This window comes from Flavobacterium sp. AC267 (assembly GCF_979258715.1).
Genome location: NZ_OZ409875.1, coordinates 2,409,178 through 2,422,461 on the forward strand (window position 1 = coordinate 2,409,178; position 13,284 = coordinate 2,422,461).

Consider the following 13,284-nt stretch of genomic DNA (forward strand, 5'->3'; position numbering starts at 1 on the left):
AAGTCATGATTATAGTTATAATCCTTGTTGTTTTATTAGCAGTAGGCGTATTTATTTACAATTCTCTTATTGAAAGAAGAAATCAGGTTACCAATGCATTTTCGGCGATTGATGTGATGCTGAAAAAACGTTTCGATCTGATTCCGAATTTGGTTGAGGTTGTCAAACAATACACCAATTACGAACAAAGCACCTTAACTAAAATCGTTGAGCTTCGTGCTAAAGCCGGCTCAGGTTCTTTAACCGATGCCGAAAAAGCAAGTTTGGATACAGAATTAAGTACGGCTGTAAAAGGTTTATTGGTAACGGTTGAGAACTATCCGGACTTAAAAGCCAATACAAATTTCCTAAACCTTCAGACAACTTGGACAGAAAGCGAAGAACAAATCGCGACTGCTAGAAGAACTTACAATGCTTCGGTGACGAGTTATAATAATGCTATTATGATGTTTCCAGGGAATTTATTTGCGGGAATGCTAAATTATACTCCAATTGATGTTCTGGCAACTCCAGAAGAAGAACGTAAAAATATTAGTGCAAAAGAACTTTTCAATAATTAATGGATTCAGAAAATACGAATAATACTGCGTTGCAGGAGGTTTTGAATACGTTAGAAATTGACCGAAAAAAAATAGCAGAAACTTATAAAACATGCTATATATTATTTGGTCTTGCGGGGTTGATTGTAGTTGTTGGTTTGCTTATTAGGTTTCCAATGTTAGCTTTTTTTGGTGCTTTAGTTCCTGCAATTATTGGAATTGTAATGTATTTTCAAATAGAAGATGAAGCAAAAAAATATAAATTTGCTTATAAAACAAATGTAGTTGCATCGGCATTAAAACAGATTAATGAAACTTTTTCGTTAACACCGCAAAGCGGGCTTCCTGAATATGAGTTTATAAGTTCTGAACTTTTTACAACAGAACCAAATCGCTATAAAACGCAGGATTTAATAAGCGTGCGTTGACAAAACTTCTTTTTGGTTTGCCGAGGTTCATGCCGAATACAAAACAGAAACCCGTACCAAAAATGGAACGCGTACCGAATGGTACACTATTTTTAAGGGAATTATTTTTGTTGCCGATTTCAATAAAAACTTTGAAGTGTCGACAGTCGTGCGCCCAAAAGATTTTGGAGATTCTATTGGGGAGTGGTTCTCTAAAAACGTTTTCAGTTTTGGAAACAGCAATTTAGTGCTGTTAGAAAATACAATCTTCGATGATATATTTGTCACCTATTCCAGAAACCAGATTGAAGCGCGATATATTTTAACGCCCGCCATGATGGAAAGAATTTTGGAGTTAAACAAAAAATGCGGCGACACCATTTCGATCTCTTTTATACATTCTAAAATGTATATTGCTTTCCCGTTAGGCACCAATTATTTTGAACCACCCATTCATTCGTCACTATTAGTTCCAGATTTACTTGCCGATGATCTTTCGATTGTTGAGTTTATGCAGAGTATTGTTCATGAGCTGGATTTGAATACTAGAATTTGGGGGAAGAATTAAGGGATTTTGGAATATTTTTTTTAAGCCGTTTAATAGATTTTGTTTTTTTTGAGATTTAAAATCTAAGTTGCGAGATTTTCAAGCAGTTTGTCATTTCGACCGAAGGGAGAAATCGCACTTGCATTCCAGAGAGGAAATCTCCAATCTTTGGCGATCCACTAGTGAGATTTGCTTCGACAGTTCACTATCGCTCGAGTCTCCCTTCGGTTGAAATGACAAGATTGATAGACTTTGTTGTAGAAAAATTTGACAATTCTTATGAAACCGAGTGTCTAGCCCTGATGGAAGCGGCATCCTTTTGCGCCGGGGTTCGGCGTAAAAGATATAGCGGACAGCAGGAAATTGCTCCTTATTAAAATTCCAATTTCTTAAATCCCAAATTCCAAAATTCTTTGATTGTTACAATTTAAATTTAGTTTTCAAAAGCCTTCGACTACGCTCAGGGTGACAATTGGGTACTGTTTTCAAATTCCAAATTCCAAAAGAGAAGATTTACGTTTTTACTAGCCTTCGACTACGCTCAGGGTGACAATTGGGAGAAGTTTTAAATTCCAAATTCCAAGAAGAGAAGTTTACGTTTCCATAAGCCTTCGACTACGCTCAGGGTGACAATTGTGGATTGAGAAAAACCTCTGCACCTTTGAATCTCTGTACCTCTGTACCTTTGTACCTCTGAACCTTTGAACCTTTGAACCTCTGCCACTCTAAACCTCCCTCTACTTCAAAACAAACTCATTTTCTTTTAACTTTTTCAAGACTGCGGCGATGATTTTAGAACGGCATTCTGAATTTTCAGTTGTTGAGGCAGTTTTAACCCAATAACGAATATTAAGCTGAATAACTCCCGCGTGACGACGTCTGTAATTACGGTCTGCGTTTCCGTGGTCTTTTTCGGTAACATCTTCACTGCTTCCAAGAACTTCTTTGACGAGTTCGATAGCGCGGGTATAATCAGAACCGTATTCGAGTCCAACTGTGAAAGTTTGGAGTAGAAATCCTTCGCTATTGTAGTTAATGAGCGTATTTTTAATTAAAAGTGCGTTTGGAATATAAATAATTTTGGAATCGCTTTTTACTTCGGTATCGCGCAGGTTAAGGTTGATTACTTCGCCTTTTACGCCGTTGCTTTCGATAATATCGCCAATAGAAAACGGACGCTTGAAAGCCAGCAGAATTCCCGCAAGGAAATTTTCGCCAATATCTTTAAGTGCAAAACCAATTACAAAAGCGGAGATTCCAGCACCGGCAAGCATACTTTGCGCGATTCCGTCAAGACCGATAATTCGGAACATAATAAGAATCCCGATAATGATAAGAACAGATTTAATTAATCGGGCAATAAAAGTAGCCAAAAGACGATCGTGCATTCTTAATTTAAGTCGGTTGCCCGCAAAAATTCCGACACGGCTCGCAATAAACCAGGAAACGAGAATAACCAGAACTGCCAGAATAAATTTTGGTGTAAGATCGACAATGCTATAATAATATCCTTCTAAATGTTTAAAAACGTCTTGCAGAAAATTTTCCATAATAATAGGCTTAAAAAAGTAAAAATTTAAAATTAGAGATTTCAAAAGTGGAACGCTTTACAGGATTCTCTCAGAATCTTATAAAATCTAATACAGTAATCAGATAAAATCACAAATTATATCAATTTAACCTGCTATATTTTTATATTTGCTGTCTGAGTTTTTCAGAAAAATATTTTTATAAAAAGCACCATTTCATGTTGACCCAATCTCATTTAGAGCAATTAAGTCTGCGGCGCTCGAAGGCACACTTTTATACGATGATCTTCATAAAACACTTTATTCTACAGATGCATCGGTATATCGGATTCGGCCAAATGCGGTGGCTTTGCCTAAAACGGTTGAAGATATCAGCAAATTAATTCGCTTTCGTCGCAGTGCATAATATTTCGGTTACGCCAAGAACTGCGGGAACTTCTCTGGCAGGACAAGCGGTAGGAGACGGACTTGTGGTTGATGTGTCGAAACATTTTACCAAAATAGTTGCTTTTGATGCCGAAAAGAAAACCGTTACGGTACAGCCAGGTGTGATTCGCGATGAACTGAATTTATTTTTAAAACCTCATGGTGTATTTTTTGCACCTATTACATCGACTTCAAACCGTTGTATGATGGGCGGAATGGTGGGAAACAATTCTTCTGGAACCACTTCGATTCGTTATGGTGTTACGCGCGACAAAATTGTGGAGATTAAAGCCATTTTAAGTGATGGTTCTGAAGTAGCTTTCGGCGAATTGACTTCGGCGGCATTTATCGAAAAAACCAAAGGCGATTCATTAGAAAATAAAATTTACAAAAGCATTTACGAAGAGCTTTCGGTAAAAGCGATTCAGGACGAAATTGTAAAAGAGTTTCCGAAACCAGAAATTCACAGAAGAAATACAGGTTACGCGGTTGATATTCTGCTAAAATCAGAGTTATTTGGCGGAACAGAACCGACAATTAACTTAGGAAGATTGCTTTGCGGCAGTGAAGGAACTTTAGCCTTTACAACAGAAGTTACTTTAAAAGTAGACGACTTGCCACCGGCGCATAATATTATGGTTGTGGGGCATTATCATACAATTCATGAATCTTTGGAATCTGTTGTCGTGGCGATGAAACATCATTTGTATACTTGCGAAATGATCGACGACACGATTTTGGATTGTACTAAAACAAATCGCGAACACATTAAAAACCGTTTCTTTTTAGAAGGCGAACCTAAAGCGATTATGCTTTTTGAAGTAGCTTCTCATACTTTAGAAGATGCAGAACTGCAAGCCAATGCTTTAATTGCCGATTTAGAAAAACACAATTTTGGTTACGCCCGAGTAAAAATTTACGGAGCAGATATCGATAAAGCCAATGAACTTAGAAAAGCCGGATTGGGACTTTTAGGAAGTATTGTAGGCGACAACAAAGCGACCGATTCTATTGAGGATACAGCGGTTGAATTGAGTGATTTACCCGCTTATATTGCAGAGTTTTCGGCAATGATGTTAAGTCACGGACAAGAAGCGATTTACTACGCGCATGCAGGAGCAGGAGAATTACACTTGCGTCCGGTTTTGAATTTAAAGAAAACAGAAGATTTAAAATTATTTAGAACCATTGCGACAGATGTTGCGATTTTGGTTAAAAAATATAGAGGTTCATTAAGCGGCGAACACGGCGACGGAATTGTACGCGGGGAGTTTATTCCGTTTATGATTGGCGAAAAGAATTACGAACTGCTGAAAAGAATTAAACTGGCATTTGACCCTAATTCGGTTTTGAATATCGGGAAGATTGTCAATGCCTTGAAAATGGATGAAAATCATCGTGTGGTTTCGGGCAGGGTAGAACCAGATATTAAAACCTTTCAGGATTTCTCCGATAGTTTAGGAATTTTACATGGTCGCCGAAAAATGCAACGGTTCTGGCGACTGCCGAAAAATGCCATCGGCGGGAGGAGCGATGTGTCCGAGTTATCGTGCGACCAGAAATGAAAAAGAAACGACTCGTGCACGTGCAAACGCTTTACGAGAATATTTGACCTATTCTGAAAAAGAGAACAAATTTGATCAAAAAGAATTATACGAAGTTTTTGAGTTATGTGTAAGCTGTAAAGCCTGCGCCAGCGAATGTCCGAGTAATGTGGATGTGGCAACTTTAAAAGCGGAATTTTTATACCAATACCAAAAAGCAAACGGATTCTCGACCCGAAGTAAAATTTTTGCCAATAACGCAAAATTGAATAAAATGGGAAGTTTGTTTCCGTCGATTACGAATTTTATTTCGAATCAGTCGCTTGTTAAAAAATCAATGGGAATTGCACCAGAACGACAAGTGCCGCTTTTAGCGAAAAAGACTTTCAGAAAATGGTATGAAAACAATAAACCTGCATCCAAAAATTTCCCAAACGGACAATTGTATTTATTTGTAGATGAATTTACGAATTACTACGATGTCAATATCGGAATCGATGCTTTTGAATTATTAACGAAATTAGGTTACGAAGTTTTAATCGTTAATCACGAAGAAAGCGGAAGAACATATTTGTCAAAAGGATTTTTGGAAGAAGCCAAAAAGATAACCGATATCAATGTCAACATTTTTAAAGCTCTAATTTCGAGTAACACGCCTTTAATTGGAATTGAACCTTCGGCGATTTTGACTTTTAGAGATGAATACCTGCGTTTGGCATCGGACAAAGAAAATGCAGAAAGAATTTCGCAAAATGCTTTTACTATCGAAGAATTCTTCAAAAAAGAAATCATCGACGGAAAAATAACGCCCGATTCCTTTTCAGAAGAAACAAAAGAAATCAAAATTCACGGACATTGTCATCAGAAATCATTGAGTTCTGTTGAAGCGACTTTTGCGATGCTGAATCTTCCTAAAAATAATACGGTGACTATTTACAATTCGGGTTGTCGCGGAATGGCGGGATCTTTTGGATACGAAAAAGAACATTATAAAGTGAGCATGCAGATGGGAGAAGATACACTTTTCCCTAAAGTACGCAACACAGCCGAAAATGTAAAAATTGCTGCTTGCAGGAACAAGCTGTCGTCATCAAATTTATGATGGAACAAAACGTGAGGCGCAAGCATCCTGTTAGTATTTTGAGGAATTGCTTGAAATGACAAATGGCAAACGGATAACGCGTATTTGAACGGATTGACGCAGATTTTTATTTTTTTTTCACGCAGATTTAAAAAGATTTAAGCAGATATGCGCAGATTATTTAATAAAAAATCTAAAAATTAAATCTGCTAAAATTTGCTAAAATCTGCGTAAAAAAATGTCCACAGATTACAAAATACATAAAAAAATCTGCGTCAATCCGTTCAAATCCGTGTCATCTGCGTGCTAAAAATTACAACAAGACTTTTTTTCCGGTTTCTGCCGCTTTATAAATGGCATTAATAACTTTAATGTCTTTTAATCCTTCTTCTCCGGTAATATGATTTGGCAGTTTTTTATTTTCTAATAATAATTTTGCAATTTCATCCATTTGCGTTTGCTGTTGATTTATTACGGGAAATTTCAGAATACCTTTAGATGTCTTTCCTTCAAATGGTCCGTAACTCAAAGCTGGACTTAATTCAAACGAACCTTCATCTGCGGAAGCGTAAAAACGATCAATATCAAAATTAACAGACGTAACGCAATTGGATACGGCTCCGCTCGGAAATTCCATTTGCCAGGATATGCTTTCCTCTGTTTCTGAAAAAATCTGTTTGTTATAAACTTTTCCAAATTGCGCCGTAACAGCAATTGGTTCTTCTCCTAAAACATATCGGCTAGCCTGAATACAATAAACTCCTAAGTCCATTAAGGGCCCGCCTCCTGATAATTTTTTATTGAGCCTCCATTCATTTCGATCGTTAAAATTGACAGTAGCTTTTGTATCAAGAGGATCATGTATTTTATAACCCAAAGAAGCTTGGATAAAACGCACTTGTCCAAAAACTTTTTCTTGCCCCAATCGTTTTATTTCTAGATGTGTAGGTTCGTAATGCAAGCGGTAACCTATTGCTAACTGTACATTGTTATCCGTGCAGACTTTTATCATTTCCTCACAATCTTGTACAGAAATTGCCATTGGTTTTTCGGTTATAACATGCTTTCCTGCTTTTGCGAGCACGGATAGTAAATTCTTTATGAAGTCCGTTTGGCGTTACAACATACACTAAGTCAATGTTTTTGTTTTTTATAATTTCATCGAAGTTCTCGTAATTGTAAATGTTGTTCTCAGGAATATTATATTTCTTTTTCCATTTTTCAGCTTTTGAAGGTGTGCCCGTAACGATACCAGCAAGATGGCAATATTCAGAAACCTGAATTCCCTCTGCTAACATGGAGGCGTAATTTCCGAGACCGCAAAGTGCGATATTTAATTTTTTTCCAGTATAAGGCGTTTTATCCGTTTCCGGCGCAGATAAAAAAGAAGGAAGAGCAGTTACAATAACTGATGCTCCAACGCCAATCCCAAATTTGTTCACAAATGATCTTCTTGAAATTTTTTCCATATAATTTATCTTTTAAGTTAAATATCAATTTATTAGTAAGCTCTTTTTTATAAATGTTACATTTGTGTTTGATCTTATTTGATTTATAATATTTTTTTGTTTCCCGCAGATTCAGCAGATCTAGCAGATTACTTTTAATGAATAAATCTGTGATAATCTTTTAATCTGTGCAAAAAAAATCTGCTCAATCTACCAAATCTGCGAGAAAAAATTTAGTTGCAGATTAAAGGATTATTTTTTATTTCCCGCAGATTCAGCAGATCTAGCAGATTACTTTTAATGAGTAAATCTGTGTCAATCTTCTTAATCTGCAACAAGAGAAAATCTGCTCAATCTGCCAAATCTGCGAGAAAAATTTAGATTCAGATTAAAGGATTATTTTTTTGTTTCCCGCAGATTCAGCAGATCTAGCAGATTACTTTTAATGAATAAATCTGTGTTAAACTTCTTAATCTGCAACAAGAGAAAATCTCCTCAATCTGCCAAATCTGCGAGAAAAATTTAGTTTCAGAATAAAGGATTTTTTTGTTTCCCACAGATTCAGCAGATCTAGCAGATAACTTTAATGAGTAAATCTCTGTTAAACTTCTTAATCTGCAACAAGAGAAAATCTCCTCAATCTCCTCAATCTGCCAAATCTGCGAGAAAAAATTTAGTTTCAGAAGAAAGGATTTTTTTTTGTTTCCTGCAGATTCTGCAGATCTAGCAGATTACTTTTAACGAATAAATCTGTGATAATCTTTTTAATCTGTGGCAAAATAATCTGCTCAATCTGCCAAATCTGCGAGAAAAATTTAGTTTCAGATTAAAGGATTATTTTTTGTTTCCCGCAGATTCAGCAGATCTAGCAGATAACTTTTAATGAGTAAATCTGTGTCAATCTTCTTAATCTGCAACAAGAGAAAATCTCCTCAATCTGCCAAATCTGCGAGAAAATTTTGGACACATATTAAAAGATAAAAAAAAATTTGTGCCTTAGTGTCTTCGTGGCAAAAAAAAAAATCGAAAAATTCGTGGCAAAAAATAATTCACAATAAAACAAAATGGTTTTATATATTTGAAATCAGGATAATTTTTGCATTATTTGCAAAATAAAACCATAAAGTCCGAATTAAATTAATTTACAATACCAAATTATATATGGCATTTTCAAGTTTATTCCGAAAGAAAACAGTACAGGATATTCTGAAGCAGGTTGCTCAGAACGAAACAGACGGTCATAATGCTTTAGGAAAACATTTGACAACTAGAGATTTAACTGCATTCGGAATAGCGGCAATTGTTGGAGCGGGAATTTTTAGTACCATCGGAAAAGCCAGCGCAGACGGCGGACCAGCTGTTATTTTCTTATTTCTTTTTACAGCTTTAGCTTGTAGTTTTGTCGCTTTTGCTTACGCCGAATTTGCTTCGATGGTTCCAGTTTCGGGAAGTGCTTATACGTATTCTTATGTAGCTTTTGGAGAATTAATTGCTTGGATAATTGGCTGGGCATTGATTATGGAATATGCGGTTGGAAATATAACCGTTGCCATATCGTGGAGTGATTATTTTACTGGACTGCTCCAGAGTGGCGGTATTCATCTTCCACAATGGATTCAGATGGATTATTTAACCGCTTCAAACGGATTTAACGATGCCGAAGCTTTAATGCGCGGTGGAAAATCATTCGAAAATTTAAGTACAGCACTGCAATCTGCTCATACGGCTTGGACAACTGCACCAACAATAGGATCATTTCATTTTGTGACAGATTTACCAGCATTATTTATCATTATTTTAATTACCGCTTTGGTTTACAGAGGAATGAAAGAATCTCGTAATGCGAGTAACTTAATGGTTGTAGTAAAACTTTGTGTGGTTCTTTTGGTAATTGCAGTTGGTGTATTTTATGTAGATACTGCAAATTGGGATCCGTTTGCTCCAAATGGAGTTGGAGGGGTTTTAAAAGGAGTTTCTGCCGTATTCTTTGCCTATATTGGTTTTGATGCGATTTCAACAACTGCCGAAGAATGTAAAAATCCGCAGAGAGATTTACCACGAGGCATGATGTGGGCGATTATTATTTGTACCATTTTATATATTGCTATTGCCTTAGTTTTGACAGGAATGGTAAAATACAACGAATTAAATGTTGGAGATCCTCTGGCGTTCGTTTTCGATAAATTAAACCTTAAATGGATGTCAGGAATTATTGCCGTAAGTGCAGTAGTAGCTATGGCGAGCGTTTTATTGGTTTTCCAAATGGGACAGCCTAGAATCTGGATGAGCATGAGCCGTGACGGTTTATTGCCAAAGAAATTTTCTACGGTTCACCCTAAATTCAAAACGCCATCTTTTGCTACAATTGTAACTGGTTTTGTGGTAGCAGTTCCAGCTCTATTTTTAAATTTAACAATGGTTACAGATTTATGCAGTATCGGAACTTTATTTGCCTTTGTATTAGTTTGTGCAGGAGTTTTAGTATTGCAGAATAAGCCAGAAATTCCAAGAGGAAAATTCAAAACGCCTTATGTAAACTCAAAATATATTTTACCAGTTTTAATGATTGCTGGATTGTATTACGCTTTTGCATTCAATAACAAAGCGACAATGGCTTTTATTAATAATGATGCGCAGATAAACGATGCAACAACAATTATTACGTCATTAAATAAAGAAGAATCTGCAAAGGTTTTCAATTATTTAGAAAGCATAGATGTTAAAAATAAAACTGCCGAAACATCAGATTTAGAACATTTATTAGGACAATATCAAGAAGACGAAGCTAAGTATATTGAAGTTGTAAAAGGATTACCAATCAACGATTCATTAAAGTACGAATCAGGTTTCAGCTTATTCAAACACAAAATTCCAATGTGGATTTTCCTTTTCGTTTTAGTTGGATTAGCGGTTTGGGCTTTCAGAAAAAATCTATCGTTAATTCCGCTTTTAGGTTTAATCTGCTGTCTTTACATGATGGCCGAATTAAGCGTTTGGAACTGGATTTACTTTACAATTTGGTTATTAATAGGATTGTTTATTTACTTTACTTATAGTAGAAAAAATAGTAAGTTAAACTTCGTTGAGAGGGTTTAAGTTTTAAATTATAAATTATAGAAATGCCGTTCTGAAAATAGTCTTAGAACGGCTTTTCCGTTTTTTTTTTGTCATCCTTGACGGAGGAAGGATCACACTAGAAACTCGACAAAGATTGAAGATTTACTATACGAAGTTACGCGTGTGATCCTTCCTTCGTCAGGATGACAAATTGGTGCCGATTATCAATTTGCTAAAAAAAAATCGCCACGAATTCACGAATTTTTAAAAACAAATTAATTCGTGAATTGCTTCGCGTGTTCGCTTTTGCTCGGATCGTGGCAAAAAACAGTCGCGAAATAATTAGTGAAAATTAGTGAAATTCTTGTTTCAAAATTCCTAATTCCACCATACAAAGCTTTTATCATCTCATAAGTACGCTGAATATTAATATACCAACCAATAGAAAAACGAATCAAACTTTATTTTGCCACAGATCAAAACGATTAAAAAGATTTTGCCTCTCGCAGATTTGGCAGATAAAGCAGTTTTTTTTTGTTTAGGAGAAGATCAGCCAAATCTCCTAAATCTGCGAGAGAAAACAAAAAAAATCTTACCGAATCTCTGCGAAAACCTCTTTGCGAATCTCTGCGGAATTTAAAATCCCAAGCTCCACCATACAAGCTTTCATCATCTCATAAGTACGTTGAATATCATTATCCAATCCAATCGAGAAACGAATCAAACCATCTGTTAATCCCATTTCTTTTTGCTCTTCAAGTGGAATTTCACTAGAAGTCGAAGTTCCCGGCGCGCTGAATAACGTTTTATAAAACCCCAAACTTACCGCCAAATAGCCTAAGTTTTTAGCTTGCATCAACTCCATTAATTCATTGGCTTTTGCCAAAGTTCCAACATCAATTGTCAGCATGCCGCCAAAACCATATTCCGGATTAATCATCGTTTTGTATAATTCATGACTCGGGTGACTTTTCAATCCTGGATAAACCGTTTTCAAACCATCAGCTTCAAATTGATCTGCCAGAAAATGCGCATTATGACTGTGCTGTTTAATTCGGATGTGAAGAGTTCGAAGATTTTTCATTACCGAAGCCGAACGTAAACTATCCATCGTTGGTCCTAAAAGCATACTGGCTCCGGAATTTACATTTTTCAGCGAATTGATAAATTCTTTCGACGCACAAGTTACACCGCCAACCGTATCAGTCGCTTCCGTTTATGTATTTCGTTAAACTATGAATCACAATATCAGCGCCTAATTTTGCAGGAGAAACAGATAAAGGTGAAAACGTATTATCGACAACCAATTTCAAATTGTGCTTTTTAGCAATTTTAGCCAAGCCTGCAATATCAGCCACTTCTAATAACGGATTACTGACCGTTTCGCAATACAAAACTTTCGTTTTTGCTGTAATTGCGACTTCTACAACTTCTAATTTCGTAATATCAACAAACGTAGTTTCGATTCCGAATCGAGGCGTAAAATTCTTTAAAAAAGCGTAAGTTCCGCCATAAATCGTTCGACTTGAAACAATGTGATCGCCCGCACCGCAAAGCTGTAGTAGAGTAGGCGTAATCGCTCCCATTCCCGAAGCCGAAACATTTGCCGTTTCCGTGCCTTCCATCGTCGCCAAAGCTTGATCCAAATACAAATTACTCGGCGAAGAATGACGCGAATACAAATAACAGCCTTCCATATTCCCTTCAAAAGTATCAAACATAGTTTTAGCGGAAAGAAAAGTATAAGTCGAAGAATCAGAGATCGACGGATTCACACCGCCAAATTCTCCAAAGTATTGCAAATCCTGAATTTTATCTGCTGGGTTAAAGTCGTTCATTATAGTTAGTTTTTGTTTGTTTCAAATTTCAGGTTTCAAGTTGTTTGAACCTAAGTTTAATTTTTAGAAGCTATTCCTGCTATCCGTTTCAATCTTTTGTGTCTCGTTAAAGAAACGAGACACAAAAGGATTTCCACTTCTATCAGGGCTAGGGCACTCTTTTTCAAAATAAATTCTATTCAAAATAAGATCTATTTAGAAAAATAATCAATCCTAAGACTTATAATTAGATTTTAAAACTATAAAAATACATTTGTTGCGATTTTTAATCTAAATTTGATTTAGAAAATCCGATTCAATAGATTTTTTTTCATCGCAACCAAAAACAAAAAACCATAAACCATAAACCATAAACTGTTAAAATGACTTTAGACGCCACCGATAAAAAACTCTTAGTTTTACTTCAAACCGACAGTAAAAAAACAAACAAAGAATTGTCTTTAAAACTAAATCTTTCGGTAACAGCAGTTTATGAAAGAATCAAAAAACTGGAACGTGAAGGAATCATCAAAAACTATGTAGCGTTAGTAGATAAAACCAAAATCGAAAAAGGATTTGTAGTGTTCTGTCATTTAAAACTCATTCAGCACACCAAAGAATTCCTTACCAAATTTGAAAGCGAAGTCATCAAACTAAATGAAGTTTTAGAATGCCACCACGTAAGCGGTGATTATGATTATATTCTAAAAGTGCTAGTAAAAGACATGGAAGCTTACAGGGAATTTTTGGTAACTAAACTAACTTCACTTCAACACATTGGCAGTACACAAAGTATGTTTATGATTAGCGAAGTGAAAAATTCGACGGTGATTTCTTTTTGAGAGGTTCAAAGGTTCAGAGAAGCAAAGGGACAAAGGTTTTAATAAAA

8 protein-coding genes and 2 pseudogenes are annotated in these 13,284 nt (G+C 35.9%); 6 read left to right on the forward strand and 4 right to left on the reverse strand.

The annotated features are described in order from the left end of the window. Positions 1–5 precede the first annotated feature (5 nt). The 3 genes from ACZZ95_RS12605 (at position 6) to ACZZ95_RS12615 (ending at position 1,514) form a co-directional block, all read left to right on the forward strand. Entirely contained in the window at positions 6–560 is a 555-nt protein-coding gene (locus tag ACZZ95_RS12605) for a LemA family protein (protein WP_463469297.1), read from the forward strand. Further along, a complete protein-coding gene (locus tag ACZZ95_RS12610; protein ID WP_463469298.1) occupies positions 560–967 on the forward strand; it encodes a hypothetical protein in 408 nt (135 codons plus the stop codon). The genes ACZZ95_RS12605 and ACZZ95_RS12610 overlap by 1 nt, the downstream gene beginning before the upstream one ends. Before the next feature lie 136 nt (positions 968–1,103). After that, positions 1,104–1,514 carry a DUF3137 domain-containing protein gene (locus tag ACZZ95_RS12615; RefSeq protein ID WP_463469299.1) on the forward strand — a complete coding sequence of 137 codons (411 nt, stop codon included), beginning with the start codon at positions 1,104–1,106 and terminating at the stop codon, positions 1,512–1,514. A gap of 716 nt (positions 1,515–2,230) precedes the next feature. Here ACZZ95_RS12615 and ACZZ95_RS12620 read toward each other — a convergent pair. Next, complete coding sequence (locus ACZZ95_RS12620) at positions 2,231–3,043, reverse strand: mechanosensitive ion channel family protein (protein ID WP_463469300.1); 813 nt, start codon at positions 3,041–3,043, stop codon at positions 2,231–2,233. 208 nt (positions 3,044–3,251) lie between these two features. On the opposite strand from ACZZ95_RS12620, the pseudogene ACZZ95_RS12625 reads away from it, so the two are divergent. After that, a pseudogene (locus tag ACZZ95_RS12625) lies at positions 3,252–6,153 on the forward strand (FAD-binding and (Fe-S)-binding domain-containing protein). Positions 6,154–6,386: 233 nt separating this feature from the next. Here ACZZ95_RS12625 and ACZZ95_RS12630 read toward each other — a convergent pair. Then, a complete protein-coding gene (locus ACZZ95_RS12630; RefSeq protein ID WP_463469301.1) occupies positions 6,387–7,157 on the reverse strand; it encodes a Gfo/Idh/MocA family protein in 771 nt (256 codons plus the stop codon). Continuing rightward, positions 7,090–7,542 (reverse strand): Gfo/Idh/MocA family protein, encoded by a 453-nt coding sequence (locus ACZZ95_RS12635; protein WP_463469302.1) that lies wholly within the window; start codon positions 7,540–7,542, stop codon positions 7,090–7,092. The genes ACZZ95_RS12630 and ACZZ95_RS12635 overlap by 68 nt, the downstream gene beginning before the upstream one ends. 1,140 nt (positions 7,543–8,682) lie before the next feature. Here ACZZ95_RS12635 and ACZZ95_RS12640 point away from each other — a divergent pair. Continuing rightward, a complete protein-coding gene (locus ACZZ95_RS12640; protein ID WP_463469303.1) occupies positions 8,683–10,617 on the forward strand; it encodes an amino acid permease in 1,935 nt (644 codons plus the stop codon). 553 nt (positions 10,618–11,170) lie between these two features. On the opposite strand, the pseudogene ACZZ95_RS12645 reads toward ACZZ95_RS12640, so the two are convergent. Further along, positions 11,171–12,416, reverse strand: a pseudogene (locus tag ACZZ95_RS12645) (aminotransferase class I/II-fold pyridoxal phosphate-dependent enzyme). A gap of 362 nt (positions 12,417–12,778) precedes the next feature. Here ACZZ95_RS12645 and ACZZ95_RS12650 point away from each other — a divergent pair. Continuing rightward, on the forward strand, positions 12,779–13,237 hold the full coding sequence (locus ACZZ95_RS12650; protein WP_095955183.1) for an Lrp/AsnC family transcriptional regulator: 459 nt from the start codon (positions 12,779–12,781) through the stop codon (positions 13,235–13,237). Positions 13,238–13,284: the final 47 nt, after the last annotated feature.

Bases quoted from the DNA above. Each gene is read 5' to 3' on its own strand.
- ACZZ95_RS12605 (WP_463469297.1), top strand. From the start codon at position 6: ATGATTATAGTTATAATCCTTGTTGTTTTATTAGCAGTAGGCGTATTT.
- ACZZ95_RS12635 (WP_463469302.1), bottom strand. From the start codon at position 7,542: ATGGAAAAAATTTCAAGAAGATCATTTGTGAACAAATTTGGGATTGGC.
- ACZZ95_RS12650 (WP_095955183.1), top strand. From the start codon at position 12,779: ATGACTTTAGACGCCACCGATAAAAAACTCTTAGTTTTACTTCAAACC.
- ACZZ95_RS12610 (WP_463469298.1), top strand. From the start codon at position 560: ATGGATTCAGAAAATACGAATAATACTGCGTTGCAGGAGGTTTTGAAT.
- ACZZ95_RS12640 (WP_463469303.1), top strand. From the start codon at position 8,683: ATGGCATTTTCAAGTTTATTCCGAAAGAAAACAGTACAGGATATTCTG.
- ACZZ95_RS12620 (WP_463469300.1), bottom strand. From the start codon at position 3,043: ATGGAAAATTTTCTGCAAGACGTTTTTAAACATTTAGAAGGATATTAT.